General features: G+C 35.2%; 19 protein-coding genes. 6 read left to right on the top strand and 13 right to left on the bottom strand.

All coding sequences use genetic code 11. The features are described 5' to 3' along the window. Positions 1-104 precede the first annotated feature (104 nt). The 7 genes from JO950_RS17680 to JO950_RS17650 form a co-directional block, all read right to left on the bottom strand. The gene (locus tag JO950_RS17680) at positions 105-518 is read right to left on the bottom strand and encodes a hypothetical protein (RefSeq protein WP_202703823.1); all 414 of its coding nucleotides are present in this window, start codon (positions 516-518) and stop codon (positions 105-107) included. A gap of 1 nt (position 519) precedes the next feature. After that, positions 520-735 carry an addiction module protein gene (locus JO950_RS17675; protein ID WP_202703822.1) on the bottom strand — a complete coding sequence of 72 codons (216 nt, stop codon included), beginning with the start codon at positions 733-735 and terminating at the stop codon, positions 520-522. 162 nt (positions 736-897) lie between these two features. Beyond that, positions 898-2064, bottom strand: coding sequence for a DUF1501 domain-containing protein (locus tag JO950_RS17670; protein WP_202703821.1), 1167 nt, complete (start codon positions 2062-2064; stop codon positions 898-900). An 11-nt stretch (positions 2065-2075) separates the two neighbouring features. Next, positions 2076-3473, bottom strand: a complete 1398-nt coding sequence (locus tag JO950_RS17665) for a DUF1800 domain-containing protein (RefSeq protein WP_202703820.1) — start codon at positions 3471-3473, stop codon at positions 2076-2078. Between the two features lie 448 nt (positions 3474-3921). Beyond that, complete coding sequence (locus JO950_RS17660; protein WP_202703819.1) at positions 3922-6315, bottom strand: ribonucleoside-diphosphate reductase subunit alpha; 2394 nt, start codon at positions 6313-6315, stop codon at positions 3922-3924. A gap of 253 nt (positions 6316-6568) precedes the next feature. Next, on the bottom strand, positions 6569-7546 hold the full coding sequence (locus tag JO950_RS17655; protein WP_070906526.1) for a ribonucleotide-diphosphate reductase subunit beta: 978 nt from the start codon (positions 7544-7546) through the stop codon (positions 6569-6571). A gap of 336 nt (positions 7547-7882) precedes the next feature. Continuing rightward, the gene (locus JO950_RS17650; RefSeq protein WP_017496181.1) at positions 7883-8452 is read right to left on the bottom strand and encodes a DUF3109 family protein; all 570 of its coding nucleotides are present in this window, start codon (positions 8450-8452) and stop codon (positions 7883-7885) included. A 317-nt stretch (positions 8453-8769) separates the two neighbouring features. On the opposite strand from JO950_RS17650, the gene JO950_RS17645 reads away from it, so the two are divergent. From JO950_RS17645 to JO950_RS17635, 3 genes are all read left to right on the top strand, one after another. After that, the gene (locus JO950_RS17645) at positions 8770-9348 is read left to right on the top strand and encodes a MarC family protein (protein ID WP_017496182.1); all 579 of its coding nucleotides are present in this window, start codon (positions 8770-8772) and stop codon (positions 9346-9348) included. Between the two features lie 107 nt (positions 9349-9455). Beyond that, a complete protein-coding gene (locus tag JO950_RS17640) occupies positions 9456-9656 on the top strand; it encodes a hypothetical protein (protein ID WP_017496183.1) in 201 nt (66 codons plus the stop codon). 4 nt (positions 9657-9660) lie between these two features. After that, complete coding sequence (locus tag JO950_RS17635) at positions 9661-10266, top strand: FAD-dependent oxidoreductase (protein WP_202703824.1); 606 nt, start codon at positions 9661-9663, stop codon at positions 10264-10266. Between the two features lie 59 nt (positions 10267-10325). Here the strand turns inward: JO950_RS17635 and JO950_RS17630 are convergent, their stop codons facing one another. Genes JO950_RS17630 through JO950_RS17615 form a run of 4 tightly spaced genes read right to left on the bottom strand, consistent with a single transcriptional unit; the run spans position 10326 to position 13317 of the window. After that, positions 10326-10691: a nuclear transport factor 2 family protein gene (locus JO950_RS17630; RefSeq protein WP_202703818.1), complete on the bottom strand. Its 366-nt coding sequence runs from the start codon at positions 10689-10691 to the stop codon at positions 10326-10328. A gap of 17 nt (positions 10692-10708) precedes the next feature. Then, on the bottom strand, positions 10709-12286 hold the full coding sequence (locus tag JO950_RS17625) for a S41 family peptidase (RefSeq protein WP_202703817.1): 1578 nt from the start codon (positions 12284-12286) through the stop codon (positions 10709-10711). Then, entirely contained in the window at positions 12287-12718 is a 432-nt protein-coding gene (locus JO950_RS17620; protein ID WP_017496187.1) for a dCMP deaminase family protein, read from the bottom strand. A 5-nt stretch (positions 12719-12723) separates the two neighbouring features. Continuing rightward, on the bottom strand, positions 12724-13317 hold the full coding sequence (locus JO950_RS17615) for a HupE/UreJ family protein (protein WP_202703816.1): 594 nt from the start codon (positions 13315-13317) through the stop codon (positions 12724-12726). A 171-nt stretch (positions 13318-13488) separates the two neighbouring features. Here JO950_RS17615 and JO950_RS17610 point away from each other — a divergent pair, with 171 nt between their 5' ends. Then, the gene (locus JO950_RS17610) at positions 13489-13920 is read left to right on the top strand and encodes a TerB family tellurite resistance protein (protein WP_017496189.1); all 432 of its coding nucleotides are present in this window, start codon (positions 13489-13491) and stop codon (positions 13918-13920) included. A 149-nt stretch (positions 13921-14069) separates the two neighbouring features. Here the strand turns inward: JO950_RS17610 and fbp are convergent, their stop codons facing one another. Then, positions 14070-15077 carry a class 1 fructose-bisphosphatase gene (fbp, locus tag JO950_RS17605; protein WP_202703815.1) on the bottom strand — a complete coding sequence of 336 codons (1008 nt, stop codon included), beginning with the start codon at positions 15075-15077 and terminating at the stop codon, positions 14070-14072. Positions 15078-15248: 171 nt separating this feature from the next. On the opposite strand from fbp, the gene JO950_RS17600 reads away from it, so the two are divergent. Both JO950_RS17600 and JO950_RS17595 read left to right on the top strand, forming a co-directional pair. Next, on the top strand, positions 15249-15737 hold the full coding sequence (locus JO950_RS17600) for a GNAT family N-acetyltransferase (RefSeq protein WP_017496191.1): 489 nt from the start codon (positions 15249-15251) through the stop codon (positions 15735-15737). Between the two features lie 117 nt (positions 15738-15854). Beyond that, the gene (locus JO950_RS17595) at positions 15855-17114 is read left to right on the top strand and encodes an aspartate kinase (RefSeq protein ID WP_202703814.1); all 1260 of its coding nucleotides are present in this window, start codon (positions 15855-15857) and stop codon (positions 17112-17114) included. Positions 17115-17182: 68 nt separating this feature from the next. Here JO950_RS17595 and JO950_RS17590 read toward each other — a convergent pair whose 3' ends face one another. Continuing rightward, positions 17183-17539: a helix-turn-helix domain-containing protein gene (locus JO950_RS17590; protein ID WP_202703813.1), complete on the bottom strand. Its 357-nt coding sequence runs from the start codon at positions 17537-17539 to the stop codon at positions 17183-17185. Positions 17540-18054 lie beyond the last annotated feature (515 nt).

Genomic DNA, 18054 nt, shown 5'->3' with positions numbered 1-18054 from the left:
TAAAATGAGATATTTACAATTGGTTTTTCTAAGATACTAAGGTTCTGAGGTACTAAGTTCCTAAGATTTTATTCGTAGCTTTTAAAAATTTGGCAATAAATATCTTAGATCTTTTTCTTATATCTCACAAATACCATTTTTCTATTTAATTTTTCAAGATTTAACTCATTCCTTAAATCATCTCTTAAGTCTTCTAATATTAAATCTAAGCTCGTTATCGTAGTTTTTTTCATATCGTCAGCAATATTTTTAGCTAATATGATTTGATTCGTTGTTCCGAATAACTGAATCAATGCTATTGAATTTTCAATATATTCTATAAATTCTAATTCATTAAGTTCTCTATTAGAAGCATACTCCAATTTCTTCCATGCTTCAATCAAATATGTAATTCTTAAATCTTTCCTTTTATTCTCTAAATCTCTTTTTTGACCAAGTTTATGCAATATAAACCATCCAAACATTGTAATTATTGAAGTTATTAAAAGAGGAAATAGTAGTTGTATATTTAATGTCATTTCAAAATTTATTTTTTATAGCTTTCAAATGAGCCTGAACCTCTTCCCAAGAATACAATTCTGACTTTCCTTCTTCTAAGTTTTGTATCCGAATATCTAATTCTCTTTTAACATCATCAGAAATTTCTAAATCATCTTTAGAAACACTGTCCCACAATTGCTCTGCCAAAACAATTTTTTCGGCATTACTATATTTAGATAGATTTTTAATTTCCATATTTTCAGTATTAATACATTATCAATAGTACAAAATTAATTAAAAATTGCCTTGAATAGAGTAAATTAAGAACACTATTTATTTGCCCCGAATTCACGAATGATTTCAAACTATTGCAGCTTTTAAACAAAAAATCCGTGAATTCGTAGCTCTCTCGCAATCCTAAAATAATCCCGAAACCGGTGCATTCTTAATTCCAATTTTAGTGTAATCGAAATTCATTTTTTGCTGTAATAATGAGGCGTACACACTTCTAAAATCAATTTCATGTTTCAGATCTCCGTTATCCAAATTAGATAAATCAGGGTTCTTACCTAAAATTGTCCCTCTGTTGTTTCCGCCAATTATAAACATTGGCGCTGCAGTTCCGTGATCTGTGCCGTTTCCATTATCTTTAACACGTCTTCCAAATTCAGAAAAAACTACAACCGTTACATTCTGAAGCAGCTTTGCCTGTTTCAAATCCTGATAAAAACTATACAAGGCGTCATTCAGCTCCCTTAATTTTCTTTCGTGCAAAGCCAGCTGATTGTCATGAGTGTCAAATCCGCCCAGCGAGGTATAATATACTTTCGAATTTAGATTTCCTTTAATCAATCGGCCAATCCATTCCAGGTTTTTAGACAATTCTGTTTTCGAATAACTAATTTCCGACTTTGATTTTGTCAATGCCTTCTGAATTTCATCCGATCCCTCTGTAACCGAATTGGCAATTTTTCGAACAAAATCCAATTGCGGATTATCAGACAAGGTTACATTTACTTCTTTATCTGATTTTACCTTAAATCGGTTTGGGTCTTTTACGGTTATAAAATTAGGTTCATTTCCTTTTAAGGCCAGATTATCGATCGAATCCAGATTTATTCCCGCTGTAGCCTGATGTCCGTTGCATTGTAAATCTAAATAACGTCCTAACCAGCCTTCGTTACTATACTTATTAGAATCTGTTGCGGTTTGCCAAATTTCCTGACTTCTAAAGTGTGATCGGATGGGTTCGGGATAACCTACATTTTGAATTACGGTCAAATCTCCGTTTTGCTGTATCTGAGCCAGATCTTTCAATGCCGGATGAAATGCCATTCCTTTATTTTTACCAATAACAACGTCTCTATTCAAAGCTATTTTTGTACGATAGTCGTAATACAGCGGATTGTCGTACGGTATAAAAGTATTCAATCCATCATTTCCCCCATTTAACTGAACAAACACCACACATTGCTCGCCTACAATTAAACTACTCTGCGAACCAAATGCGTGTAAAAAATCAGGAAGCACCAACATTCCGCCGGTAAGAGTTCCTGTAAGCGTTAGAAAATTCCTTCTGTTCATGATAATAACTTCTAAATTAATTGATACTCGGGCAGTTTTGTAATATAATTGAAGAGCCGAATTACGGCAAAATTGGCGTGTTCCTCTTTGGGATCGAAATCGTATTTTAGTAAATTCTCCATGTCTTTTTGCATCGAATCATTTACTTTAAACAATAATCTGTTGGAAAGTTCCGTGATGATGGTTTTATTAGTACCATTGGTGTCAAAGTCCATTTTTACATCTACTTTTTCAAACTGCGGTTTTGGTTTTTCAGCATCGGCAGTCATGGTGTTCAACGTTTTTCGAGTGATACTTTTTCCTGAACAAAGTAAATCGGCTGTGTTGTTGCGCTGCAGATACACCTGAGAAGTCAGCCAGGAATTTCCTCCCTCCCAGCCTTTCACATTAACCTGATTGTATAAATCCATTCCTTGTTGCTTCAGAAAAAACAAAATCATACTCTCATCAACATCGTCGATATGCAGTTCCTCTAAAAGCTGTAAAATGTAAACTAACGGATCTTTGATTTTGGTTCCTGAATTCTCTTTCTTATACTCTTCGGTAAAAATTTTGGTCAGCAAAGGCTGTATTTCAAATTTCACCTTTCTAAAATAATCTCCATAGTAAGTGACCAAATCTTCAGGCGGATTGTCATAAATGAACCATTTCAGAATTTTTCGGGTAATGAGATATGGAATGTTTTTCTGTTCGAAAATAATATCGACCAAATCATCTGCTTTCCAGTTTCCGATTTTACCAAAATAGGTTTTGTCTGAATCATCTTCAGCAAACCGTCTGTAAGCAGCCCTGTTGTCGCCGTAATTCAGTCCGGCCAAAGCTCTGGCTCCGTTCTTAATGTCGCTTTCGGTGTAGTTTCCAATTCCAATGGTAAACAATTCCAATAATTCACGACTGAGATTCTCGTTGTATTTTCCTTTTTTGTTATCGACATTATCCAGATACTTTACCATAGCATTCGATTTTATGATTTGCTTGATAAGCTCTTTAAAGTTTCCAAAGGCATGTTCCCGCAGAATCATATTGTGCTGGTAAATCCAGTAATTGACTTTTACTTTTTGAGAAGTGGAGACAAAGTGATTGTGCCAAAAGCAAACCATGTTCTCCCGTAATGGAAATTCGTCATTACGCATTTTTCCGATCCACCATTTTCTCAACTCTACAGCGGAGTAGAATTCCTTTTTCAGGGCTTTCTTTTTTCCCTCTGAATCTGCCACTTTAATAGACTCTTTAAGTTCTTTGAGTTCTACTAATGTTTTGGGATCATCTTCCAGAAAAGCGGGGAGCTGGGTATCAAATTTTGATTGATAGGACTGCTTCAGGAATTTTTCTATTCCTAATTTTTCAATCGAATCGGATTCTTTTCCGGAAAAACCCAATCGTAATGACCAAAGATTGCTTTTTTTCATAATTCAGAAATTATTACAATAAGACTTGACTTTCTCTTAAAGGTTTAAAGAGAAGGTTCTGAGATGCTTAGTTACTAAGGTGCTAAGGCTTTAAAATCTTTGGTAATTCTTAAAACGGGGAATTTTTGGGGATATTGTATTTGAATTGTCAGCATCTATAACTGAAGGCTGCAATACAATCATAGAAAAACATTTCGGCTAAAGCCATCTTAAAAAAACTAAAAAGCTCCAGCTAAAGCTGAAGACAATCCATAATAATATAAAAAAATATTGCGAGGCCTACTACAAAATATCTTGTATTTCTAAGTTTCAACCATGAACTATATCAAAAAGAAGTCAGCCAAAATACCTCGTTTATCTAGATTGCCAATAAAAAAAGCAGCTATCCTTACGATAACTGCTTTTATATTCTAAAAATCTGAAATCTAAAATCTAAAATCTAAAATCGTTAAGACCCACACATTTCACAATCCTCAGGATCTCCAGCTTGCGCTTTTAGCAACATTGCTTTGTAATCTTCAACGCTGATTGCTTCAGTTTCCGGGACTAAAGTACTGGTTGTTTCTTCTTTTTTATCGTTGTTCAACGTAAACTTAATCGCATCAACTGCTGATTTTGTTCTTAGGTAATACATTCCTGTTTTTAAACCTGATTGCCAAGCGTAGAAGTGCATAGACGTTAGTTTAGAATAGTTAGCATCCTGCATGAACAAGTTTAACGATTGCGATTGATCAATGAAGTAACCTCTTTGACGTGACATATCGATAATATCTTTCATCGACATTTCCCAAACTGTTTTATAAAGATCTTTTAAATCTTGTGGTACAATATCAATGTTTTGAACAGATCCGTTATGACGCATAATTTCTTGTTTCAAATCTTCGTTCCACAAACCTCTGTCTACTAAATCATGAAGTAAATGTTTGTTTACTACGATGAATTCTCCAGACAATACGCGACGTGTGTAAATGTTTGAGGTATACGGTTCGAAAGCTTCATTGTTTCCAAGAATCTGCGAAGTCGAAGCAGTTGGCATTGGCGCAACCAATAATGAGTTACGAACTCCATGTTCCATTACTTCTTTTCTTAAGGATGCCCAGTCCCAGCGACCTGATAATTCTTCGTCTTTCAATCCCCACATATTGTATTGGAATTCTCCCTGTGACATTGGAGAACCTGCGAAAGTTGAATACGGACCTTCTTCTTTTGCCATTTCCATAGAAGCGGTTACAGCTGCAAAGTATAAAGTTTCGAAAATTTCCTGGTTTAATGCTTTAGCCTGATCACTTGTAAAAGGCATACGCAACATGATGAAAGCATCGGCTAAACCTTGCACTCCTAATCCTACTGGGCGGTGACGCATGTTTGAGTTTTCTGCTTCTTTAACCGGGTAATAGTTTCTGTCGATTACCTTGTTTAGGTTACGAGTTACACGTTTCGTAACATTGTAAAGTGCTTCGTGATCGAATTTTCCGTTATCAATAAACATTGGTAATGAAATAGAAGCCAGGTTACAAACTGCAATTTCATCTTTAGAAGTGTACTCCATAATCTCCGTACACAAGTTAGACGAACGAATGGTTCCTAAATTCTTGTGATTTGATTTACGGTTTGCTGCATCTTTGTACAACATATATGGTGTTCCTGTTTCGATTTGTGATTCGAGGATTTTCTCCCATAATTCACGTGCACGAATCGTTTTTCTACCTTTTCCTCTAAATTCATAATCGGTATACAATGCTTCAAATTCTTCTCCATACACATCGTACAGCCCAGGACACTCATTAGGACACATTAAAGTCCAGGTAGTATCTTCCTGTACACGTTTCATGAATAAATCTGAAGTCCACATTGCGAAAAATAAATCTCTCGCACGCATTTCTTCTTTTCCTGTATTTTTCTTTAAATCTAAGAAATCAAAGATATCAGCATGCCAGGTTTCGATGTAAATGGCAAAACTTCCTTTACGTTTTCCGCCACCTTGGTCTACATAACGAGCAGTATCGTTGAAAACTCTCAACATCGGAACAATTCCGTTTGAAGTTCCGTTTGTACCACGAATGTACGATCCCGTCGCACGAACGTTATGAATAGAAAGTCCAATTCCTCCCGCCGATTGTGAGATTTTAGCAGTTTGTTTTAAAGTATCATAAATACCATCAATACTATCGTCCTGCATGGCCAATAGGAAACAAGAAGACATTTGTGGTTTTGGAGTTCCCGCATTGAACAACGTTGGTGTTGCATGCGTAAAGAACTTTTTAGACATTAAGTCGTAGGTTTCAATTACTGATTTCAAATCGTCAAGGTGAATACCCACCGAAACACGCATTAACATATGCTGCGGTCTTTCGACGATTTTACCGTTTATTTTTAACAGATAAGAACGCTCTAAGGTTTTAAAACCAAAGTAATCGTAATTAAAGTCTCTTGTGTAAATGATATGAGAATCTAAGAAAGCAGAGTTTTCCTGAATTACTTCAAATACTTCATCCGAAAGTAACGGAGCCTCTTGTCCGTTTCTTGGATTTACGTAATTGTACATATCCTTCATCGTTTCGGAGAACGATTTCTTGGTATTGGAATGTAGATTTGAAATTGCCACACGTGCCGCCAATTGTGCATAATCAGGATGCGCAATAGTCATAGAAGCCGCTGTTTCTGCTGCAAGATTATCCAATTCAGAAGTCGAAACCCCATCATACAATCCTTCAATAACCCTCATCGCTACCTTAACAGGATCTACAAGTTCATTTAAACCGTAACACAATTTTTTGATTCTTTCTGTAATCTTATCAAACATTACCGGCTCTTTATGGCCATCTCTTTTTACTACATACATAAGCTTACTTTTTTAGTTATTGAAAAAATGAAAGTCTCGGGAATAACGATTTCCAAGGCTTAAACATTGTGTGTTTTTAAATTATTTTTTGAGAATTGCAGGATTCTCAATAGTTGTCTGTTTCCAGTTTGAAAAAACAAACTGAAAGGCATTAAAAATTGTACTTGAATCAACGATTTGGGATGAAGATTCAATCTTATAAAATGATTTACTTTTTTAGCGTCTTGGAATACACTAAATTTATTGCTGTTGGCTAAAAATCTGCATCAAATGAAATTTTCTGAGCATCACTGTCTGTGTTCATCACACCTGATTTTTGATACTCCGCAACACGTTTTTCAAAGAAATTAGTTTTTCCCTGAAGAGAAATCATGTCCATGAAGTCAAACGGATTCGCTGATCCATACACACGCTCGCAACCTAATTCTACTAATAATCTATCCGCAACAAACTCTAAATATTGCGTCATTAAAGTTGCATTCATTCCTATTAAACTTACCGGAAGAGATTCTGTTACAAACTCTCTTTCGATATTTAAAGCATCAACGATGATTTCTTTAATTCTGTCTTTTGGCACTTTATTAACCAGGTGATGATTGTGTAAGTGCACTGCAAAATCACAGTGTACACCTTCGTCACGTGAAATCAATTCATTCGAAAAAGTTAAACCTGGCATTAAACCACGTTTTTTCAACCAATAAATAGAACAGAAAGCGCCTGAGAAAAAGATCCCCTCCACCGCTGCAAAAGCAATTAGTCTTTCAGCAAACGAATCCGATTCGATCCATTTTAAAGCCCATTCTGCTTTTTTACCAATTGCAGGAAAAACTTCTAAAGCATTAAACAATTCTGCTTTCTCTGCTTCATCTTTCACATAGGTATCAATTAATAAAGAATACGTCTCACTATGAATATTCTCCATCATAATTTGAAAACCATAGAAAAATTTAGCTTCGGCATATTGAACTTCATTTACAAAGTTCTCTGCAAGGTTTTCATTTACAATTCCGTCAGAAGCTGCAAAAAAAGCTAAAATGTGCTTGATGAAGTATCTTTCGTCGTCACTTAATTTATTATTCCAGTCAGTCAAGTCTTGGTGCAAATCGATTTCTTCGGCAGTCCAGAAACTAGCCTCCATCTTCTTGTACCATTCCCAAATATCATGGTGTTTTATTGGGAAAATAACGAAACGATTTTTGTTTTCTTGTAATATTGGCTCGACTTGTAACATGAAATTTTTCTTTAATTTTTATACTAAATTTTAACTCATTCAGTAGACTACAAAGATTGTCATTTGTTGCCTAAAATAAAAGCCAAACTTATTCACAATCGGACGTAGTTTTTAACAACACGTCGAAAATGAGATATTTTTCATACAATAACTAAAATACTGAAAACAAGCAAATTAATATTAAATTTCATCTCATTTTTGGAAGTAAAATATAGAATTTTTGAAACAAAAAGCAAGAAAATTTCAAATGTTTTTAAAAGTTTTTACCTGACTTCTCAAATGCTTTTTTAATCAAAATCTGAGCACTCCCCAGCAACAGTAATGGCTGCCGATTTTTTACGATTTTTTGAGTTCTTCCGCAACTTTTTCAAGCTCCAAATACCAGTCCTGTCCAAAGCGGCGAATTAATGCTTCTTTAACAAATTTATACACTGGAACTTCCAACTCCTTACCTAACGAACAGGCATCGTCGCAAATGTCCCACTTGTCATAGTTTACAGCAGCAAACTCTGTAAAGTCTTTCACCCGGATTGGATATAAATGACAGGAAACAGGTTTTTTCCAGTCTACGATTCCCTGATTGTACGCCTGCTCGATTCCGCAAAGTGCGGTCTTGCCATCAAAAATAACATAGGCACAGTCTTTATTATCAATCAGAGTCGTTTCAAGATCACCATCCGTTCCTTTTACCCAGGTACCCTGAGCTTCGATGGCAGCAATCCCCTCTTTTCGCAAGAAAGGTTTTACTTTAGGATAGATTTCTTCCAGAATTTTAGTCTCAGCTTCACTCAAAGGCGCACCGGCATCTCCATCAACACAGCAAGCTCCTTTACAAGCTGACAAGTTGCACACAAATTCTTTTTCAAGAATATCTTCTGAAATAATGGTTTTCCCTAATTGAAACATGATATTGAAATACTGTAATTTATAAAGTGCAAAGATACGCAAAGAAAGCAGATATTCTGCCTATTCTTTTCTCATGCTTACCCAACAGATTGTCATGCAAAACACTTTATGCCGGTCTTGCACAAAAAACCGCCGCAACATTTTTCGGCAAACGCCTTGCAAATATGCAAAACAACGCAGTAATTGTTATAAAAATCATTTTTTTAAGCAACAACACGTGTTTTTATAACAAAAATACAGTGCTTTGACTATATCACAAAAAAGCATTAACTTTATTATCTACTTTTGCACATCTCTAAACAGTAAATAAAAAAATTATGTTAGAAATTGATTTTAAGGAAATTATCACCGTTGGAATGGTACTTTTTGCCGTAATCGATATTGTCGGATCGATTCCGATTATATTAAATTTAAGAGCGAAAGTCGGCCATATAGAATCAGAGAAAGCTTCGATTGTAGCCGGTCTGATTATGATTACTTTTCTTTTTGTCGGAGAAGGCTTTCTGCATCTTATTGGAATTGACGTACATTCTTTTGCTGTTGCAGGTTCATTTGTATTATTCTTTCTGGCTTTAGAAATGATTTTAGGAATCCGAATTTATCGTGATGAAGAACCAGGATCAGCTTCGATTGTCCCTTTGGCCTTCCCCTTAATTGCAGGTGCCGGTACCATGACAACTTTATTGTCATTACGCTCTCAGTTTCACACAATTAACATCATTATTGCCATTTTACTGAATATTATTTTGGTTTACGTTGTTTTGAAATCATCTAAAAAAATAGAAAATTTATTAGGAGAAAACGGACTTGGCGTAGTTCGCAAGACCTTTGGAGTAATCCTTTTAGCAATTGCTGTTAAATTATTTGCTGCTAATGTTAAAGGTTTGTTTGTCTAACATTTATTTTTATAAATTTACCCCATAAAATTTCTAAAATATAACTTTAAGATACTTTTCACATCTGACGGTTCTACTTTATTATTTTAGACAAACAAACAACCATTATGAAAATTTTCACTTCCATTTTAGTGCTTTTAGCCCTGGCATTAATCGTTTTTAATATTACGCTACTGGACTTCAAAAATCCTTTTCAAGGAGACAGTGTAGTTGCTTTTATTGGAATCGCTGCTTCATTTTGCGCCGTTTTAATTCTTTTGATTTTCAGAATCTCTAAAAGAATTGAAGAAAAAACAAACGGACGATAATCCTATGTTTGATGTTTTAATTATTGGAGGAGGTGTTTCAGGCATGTCCTGCGCTCTTGTATTGGGATCAGCCAAAAACAAAGCTTTTGTAACCGATAAGAAAATTGGAATTTTTACACATCAAAAAAACTCTTCTCTACAGGAAGCCATTTTTTTCAATGCTTATGGCATTACACCTGGCAAACTGGGATCTGATTTGTTAGTAGAAAGCACTCAGGATTTAGCCAAAACTTATCCTCATATCACTCAGATAGAAAACGAAAAGGTAGTTAAAGTTGAAGGCTCATATCCGGACTTCCTTGTAACTACCAACAAAAACTCCTATAAAACAAAAAGTATCGTGATCGGTATTGGTTCAGCAAATACTTTTGACATAGAAGGTTTGATGCAATACATCGAGCCACACAAAAAAGCACTTCCAGAAAAACAACGCATCCAGCTTAAAAACGACGACCACAAGGTTGCTGACGGCATTTACGTTACAGGAACTCTGGCAGGCTGGAGAAGTCAATTAGCGATTGCAGCCGGAAGTGGTGCTGCCGTAGCGACTGACATCTTAACTTTATGGAACAATGGCGTGCAGACTCATGCACACGACAGTATTCGATAAAACCCCGGAAAAGTTAGCACAAAAGCACTCAGATTAACAAAATCCAGCTTAGATCTTTTTTACTGCAATTGAATACAGCTGCCGGCAATTACTTTCAGATTTTCATCAAACTGTTTCCAAACCCTGATATACCTGAAAGTTCCATTAAAGGGATTATGATTAAAGCTTCCCTTTAATAAAATCGTCACCGCAACCACAGCCGAGTCACCAATTACGTTTATAATCTGATCCGAAGCTTCTAATGCATCTATTTGCATCTTACCTGAACGATACGAATTTAAATCAAACTCTTTCGTAATAGTTTGTCCGTCCGGTAAATTAAAAAGTAAATCGTCGTGCAGCATCTTTTCCAAAGTTGGAACATCTGCACTTTTCATGGCCGTTAATAGTTCAATCTCAGCATTTACAATAGTTTCTATTTTCATCTGATGAAGATTAGGGATTACTTGTTTGGTTTCAAAACAGCCTTGATCATGGCATCTTCTTTTAAAATAACATCGTAATAATACAATTCGCCATACAATTGTCTGGCAAACTCAGCAGTGATATATCGATTTACCAATGCTTTGGTTTTGTCAAATTTTAAATCTAAACCAGCTGACAGCACATAGGTTTTGAACTTTTTAAAATACAGATCAGAACTCTTCATCTTTGCTAAAAACTCATTAAAATGAAGTCCGGCAAATACAGCTCTATTTTTATCCAATTCTTCAAAAACGAAATGCCCTACAATTCCGGTTTGCATCAGGTAGGCCACATTTTCATTTCCATGCTCCGCCTCCATTGGCACGAAAACATCAGGAACAATTCCGCCACCGCCATATACAATTTTACCTTTTGGTGTTTTAAACTTTAAAGAATCAGCTACTTTTATACTGTCTTTTGCATAAAGTTCACCTGATTTTATACGGGCCTCAGATTCCTTAAAATAGTCTTCATTTCCTTTTTTATAAGGCTTCTGAATCGATCTTCCGGTTGGGGTGTAATAACGAGCCACGGTCAGTCTCACTGCCGATCCGTCGTTGAAATCCATTTCACGCTGCACCAGACCTTTTCCGAAAGAACGTCGACCTACAATGATCGCACGGTCATTATCCTGTAATGCTCCTGCCAGAATTTCACTGGCCGATGCACTATTTTCATTAATCAGCACATACACTTTACCGGTTTCAAAACTGCCTGCTTTGGTAGCATAAGTTTTCTCGGTAGTACCGTTTTTATTTTTAGTAAAAACGATCAGCTGTTTGTCTTTTAAAAATTCATCTGCAATTGCGCTGGCTTCTTCCATATAACCACCGCCATTGTCACGAAGATCAATCACCAGCGACTCGATTCCTTTTTGCTTCAATCTCTCCAGACCACTCTTAAACTCATTAAAAGTAGTTTCGGCAAAACGATTGATTTTGATATATCCGGCATTATTCCCCAGCAGCAGTGAAGCATCGACGCTTTTGATCGGGATAATATCTCTTTTTACTTTAAACTTAAGTTTCTTCTGTTCTGACCTTCTAAAAACAGTCAGTTCAATCTCAGATCCTTTTAATCCTTTTAACTTAGAAAACAAAATATCTGAAGACAGTCTGCGTCCGAACAATTTGGTTTTTCCGGCAAATAGAATACGATCCCCGGACTTTATTCCGGCTTTTGCTGAAGGCCCATTTTCAATTGGTTTTATAATGGCAACAGAATCTTTATACATGTAAAAATTAATCCCAATCCCTACAAAATCCCCTTTCATACTTTCGGCTACTTCGGCCTGTTCTGTTGGGGGGATATAAACGGAATGCGGATCTAATTTTGATAAGATATTATCGACTGTAAGATTTACAATTGAATCGGTGTTGATACTGTCGACATATTCATTATTGATAAAATCGATCAGCTTGTTCAGTTTGGTTTTTGAGTAATTTTTAGCCAAAAGCTGATCATCTGCGGGAGCATTCATAAGGCTTCCGAGAACGATACCCAGAGCTAAAGTTGCTCCGATAACAAGTGGTAAATATTTTGAATTAAATTTCATTTACTCTTCTAAAACAGGAATATGTTCGACTTCGACACCCGCTTTTATTAAAAACTGTATTCCGGAATCGTCACGATATCCGTCATGATACACCACTCTTTTTATACCCGACTGATGTATTAATTTACTGCATTCTTTGCAAGGTGAAAGTGTAATATACAGAGTCGCTCCTTCACAGGATTGCGTTGATCTTGCTACTTTCAAAATGGCATTTGCCTCGGCATGAAGAACGTCCCAACGGGTTAATCCTTCCTCATCTTCACAGCAATTTTCGAAACCAGACGGGGTACCATTGTATCCATCCGAAATGATCATCCGGTCTTTTACAATAATAGCACCTACCTGCTTTCGTTTGCAATACGACAATAAACTCCATTCTTTGGCAATCCTCAGATAAGCTTTGTCGTATTTATTTAATTTTTTTTTCTTCATTTATTTTATCTGTTCCAAATTGGGCTTTCAATAATCATGGGAATAACCACTCCGATAACAAAAGCCGACATTACAAGTGCCCAATCGCGTTTTGAAAAACGAAATATGGTCTGCACAATATAAGATAGTATCAAAACTACAAAAACCACTACCAGTTGTGCTGCTTCAATTCCTAAAGCAAATTCTCCTAAAGGTAGTAATTTTGAACCAGGTGACCCTCCTAAAATAGTTTTGAAATAATTCGAGAATCCAAGTCCGTGTATAATTCCAAAAAATAAGGTCACAAAAAACACTACATTCAAACCATCATTTTTAGAGTTCTTTCCGGCTGTAAAGAGATTAAAAACTGCAGTAATTAAAATCGTTATGGGAATTAAAAACTCAACAGTATTCACTTTTATCGCAATAATTCCGTAAACAGAAAGCAATAAAGCCAGTGTATGACCAATTGTAAAAACAGAAACGAGAAGCAAAATACGTTTCCAGTCTTTAAACAAATAAGGGGTTGTTAATGCTATTAAAAAAAGAACGTGATCATAAGCGTTAATATCTAAAACATGCTTTAATCCTATTTGAAAATAAATCCAAAATTCTGACATAAGGGTACTCTATTATAATGATTAGGGGTTGTAAACTTACGATTTATTTTGAACAATTACAGCTGTCCCAAAGTAAAACAACCGATAAAAATTAAGTTAAATTTTATGAGAACTTTAAAATTAATAATTTAAAATAAAAATTATCTTTGTAGGATAAAAAAAACCATAATTATGTCATTTTCAGATTTATTTGATAGCGAATTCAAACAAAGAAACAAAGGTCACTTTTCTGCTATTGTTCGTGTAGCACTAGCTGATGGAATTGTACATCCTGAAGAAAAAAATTTCTTGGACAAATTGGCTGCACGTTTAGAAATTTCAGAAACTGAATACGAAGAAATTCTTAACGACCCATTAAAATACCCTATCAATCCTCCTTATTTGCACGTACAGCGTTTAGAGCGTTTGTATGACTTAACAAGAATGGTACACGTAGATCACCATCTTGAAGACCAACAAGAAGTGATGTTACGAAAATTAGGTATCGCTTTAGGTTTTACACCAAGCAACGTAAACTATATTATTTCTAAAGCATTATCATTAGTCGACAAAAAAGTAGACGGTGATACTTTTGTTTACGAAATGCAACACATGCATAAATAGTATTCAGTCGCAGTTTTCAGTTTTCAGACTATAGCTAAAACTAAATAAAAAATAAACCCGACAGTTTTAGAGTGCACTCTAAAACTGTCGGGTTTGCTGTTTCTAGTCCAGCTTAAACTGCGACTAAAAACTGTGACTGTGACTAAAAACTAAAGCGCTTCCGCCATAAATTCTTCTGCTTTTTCGACCATGTTGTAACTTCCGCAGAAAAATGGAACTCTTTGGTGCAATTCAGTTGGCTTTATTTCCATAATTCTTCCAAAACCATCTGTTGCTTTTCCTCCTGCCTGTTCTGCAATAAAAGCCATAGGATTACATTCGTACAACAAACGCAGCTTCCCTTTTGGTGCTTTTGAACTGGTTGGATAAATATAAATTCCTCCTTTGATCATATTTCGGTGAAAATCAGAAACTAAACTTCCAATATATCTTGAAGTGTAAGGTCTGTCTTCTTCTTCTCTCTGACAATATTTGATATAATTTTTTACTCCTTGTGGAAAGTGAACATAATTTCCTTCATTGACTGAATAAATATTTCCATTTTGTGGAAATTTCATATTAGGATGTGAAAGATAGAATGTTCCAATAGCAGGGTTTAAGGTAAATCCGTTTACACCATGACCTGTTGTGTATACCAACATGGTCGATGTTCCGTAAATAACATATCCTGCTGCTACCTGATTGACTCCCGGTTGTAAAAAATCCTCGCTTGTAACCGGAGTTCCGATAGGTGTAATTCTTCTGAAAACCGAAAAAATGGTTCCCACTGATACATTCACATCGATATTCGAAGATCCGTCCAGCGGATCCATTAAGATCACGTACTTATTATTATGACTGTTGTCGCTCCCCTGAACAGTAATAAAATCGTCGTTTTCTTCTGAAGCAATACCACAGACAATCTCACGGTTAATTAACGTCTGAATAAATACTTCGTTTGCATATACATCTAATTTTTGCTGGTCTTCACCCTGGATATTCTGCTCGCCTGCAGCGCCAATGATATCCACCAATCCAGCTTTGTTTACTTTATAGTTTACGACCTTGGCCGCCAAACGTATAGAATTGATAATTCGGGAAAGCTCCCCCGACGAATATTGAAATGCTTTTTGGTTCTCAATAATAAACTCTCCCAGTGTTTTATTGCGTTCTTCCATTACTAAATCGTTGTAATTTTGTTTTTAAGTCACAAATATCGTTTTTTTTGTGAGAATGGTTTAAAAATTATTTCGTTAGTTTGCCACTATTGTATATTTGCTAAATAAAGCCCTAAAGTACTGAGCAAAAGAATACTTTTTTAGCCAATAAACGCTTAATAATAAGAATATATGAATATTAGAAAAGGGAATCCTGAAGACATGAAATCGGTTCTGGGATTAATACAGGAGTTGGCAATATTCGAAAAAGAACCAAATGCTGTAGTGATTACAGAAGCAGATTTAATACGTGACGGTTTTGGTGAAAAACCACTGTTTCATGTGTTTGTTGCTGAAATTGATACTGACGAAAATCATAAAGAAATTGTTGGAATCGCGTTCTACTATTACCGATACTCCACCTGGAAAGGAAAAACAATACATCTTGAAGATTTGGTCGTTAAAGAGAAGATGAGAGGTACAGGTCTAGGATCTGCACTTTATGCCGAAATCATAAAACAGGGAAAGCGGGATAATGTTCTCCGAATCGATTGGAATGTTTTGGACTGGAATACTCCTGCTGTAAAATTCTACGAGAATTCGGGTGCAAAAATCCTTGAAGACTGGAGAGTTGTTCAAATGGACGAAACGGGAATTAATTCGTTTTTAGAAAAATTATAAAAAACAATATTTTGCCACGAATTTTACCAATTAGTATAGATTCATGACAGAAAAAATAATAACATGTACAAGATTTCATCCGGTCTGAAATCTGAAATAAAAAATCTAAAATTAAAAATGAGAGTATTTAAATTTGGTGGAGCATCGGTTAAAGATGCCGAAGGAATTAAAAACGTATACGACGTTTTACAAAAAGTAGGTTATGAAGATGTGATTTTAGTAGTTTCCGCAATGGGAAAAACGACAAATGCTCTTGAAGTAGTAATCAAAAATTATTTTGATAAATCATCCGAACTGAGTTCATCCGTACAGGAAATAAAGAAATACCACAATCAAATTCTACTGGATTTGTTTGAGAACGAAGAACATGCTGTTTTTACTGCTGTAAAAGCATTATTCTCTGAATTGGAATATTTCCTGGCGCACAATAAATCTCCAAACTATAATTTTGTTTACGATCAGATTGTGAGCTTCGGAGAATTGATATCAACGACTATCTTAAGTCATTTTATGAATTTTATGGGCATTCAAACACAATGGCTTGATGTTCGAAATTTCATCAAAACCAATGCCAACTACCGCGATGCAGAAGTAGATTGGGAGGTTACCCAACAAAATATCAGTAAAAATGTTCCTCGTAAGGTTTTAAACATTACTCAGGGATTCTTAGGCGCCGATGAGAATAACTTTACTACTACTTTAGGCCGTGAGGGTTCTGACTATACTGCCGGAATTTTTGCCTACTGCCTGAATGCAGAAAGTGTTACAATTTGGAAAGACGTTCCGGGAGTTATGAATGCCGATCCGCGTTATTTTGAAAATGCGAGTTTATTAAACCAGATTTCTTATCGTGAAGCGATCGAGCTGGCTTTCTACGGAGCTACTGTAATTCACCCAAAAACATTGCAGCCTTTACAGAAAAAGGAAATTCCGCTGTACGTAAAATCTTTTGTTAATCCACTTTTAAAAGGGACTTGTGTTTCTAAAGGTGTCGATTTGGAGCCGCAATATCCTTGTTTTATCGTAAAAAGAGAACAGCTTTTAATTTCTCTTTCTTCGATTGATTTTTCTTTTATTATGGAAGAGAATATCAGCGAGATTTTTGCTTTGTTTCACCAATTTAAAATAAAAGTAAATCTGATTCAGAATTCTGCCATTAGTTTTTCGGTTTGTGTGGAAGATAAATTTGGGAATTTTAATGACCTGAACGCCATTCTTTCGAAAAAATTCAAAGTAGAATTTAGCGAGAATGTGACTTTATACACGATTCGCCATTTTACAGAACAAGCGGCACAAACGGTAGAGGAAAACAAAACCGTTTTACTAAAACAAGTGAGCCGCGAGACCATGCAAATTGTTACTAAAGAGATCAACTAAATCTGTATTACACGTTAATTATATAATTCCCATACTAAAAAAGCTTCACTTTATTGGTGAAGCTTTTTTTATTCCTGTTCTTTATTCAAATGTTTAATTATACTTTTAAGATCTTCAATCTCTAATTCGTATTTTCTGATAATCTTTCGATAAACACCAAGCATAGAATAGTCTATCAATTGATCAATATTCATCAAACTCTCATAAGTTTTAACCCCTATCTCTTCTCGGACTAATTCTTCCGGTGCTATTTCAAAAACCTCGCAAATCCTTTTAAAATGAACTGCCCAGGAAGTACTTTCTCCACGTTCCATTCTTGCATAAGCCGATGGTGATATATGAAGACTGTCTGCTACTTCTTCTTGTGACATATTTTTCGCTTTACGCAGCATCTTTAATTTTTCCCCTACAGTCTTATTCATCATTAATACTTTTCTTGTGCGTAAATATAAGAATTACTTTACAATTATTTAAAAACAGATTTTAAATAACCGATTTTCGGCTGAGGATTTCCCCCAAAGCAGTTTAACTTTAATATAAAGAAAAAAACACATTAAAATATAACTACTTCACTATGAGAAACGAAATCCATATCAAATCATTTGCAAAGCCGTTCTTGATCTCATCTCTCATTTTTTTATCCTGTACAAAAGATGAAATGATTAACTAGGACGGAGAAATTTCACAAGAATTTAAAAAAATCACTAAAAACAAAGACAGCATGTTTAAGCAAGTCTTGAAATTCTAGACAGCCAAAAACGTCAAGTACGAAATAAAAGGACGTTAAAAAATTTGACTATAATAGTACAAAGTAATGACATATAATTAGGAGAAAACAAAAGAACAGTACACAAACCTTTAGAAAAAAAATGAGTCTTAAAAAGTTTTGCATAAATAGCCCATAATAGAAGACGGCATATGAACTATCAGTCATCAAAAC

Origin of the sequence: Flavobacterium sp. UGB4466, assembly GCF_903469665.1 — a bacterium.
GTDB lineage: Bacteria > Bacteroidota > Bacteroidia > Flavobacteriales > Flavobacteriaceae > Flavobacterium > Flavobacterium lipolyticum.
This window is presented reverse-complemented; position numbering and strand designations above follow the sequence as displayed.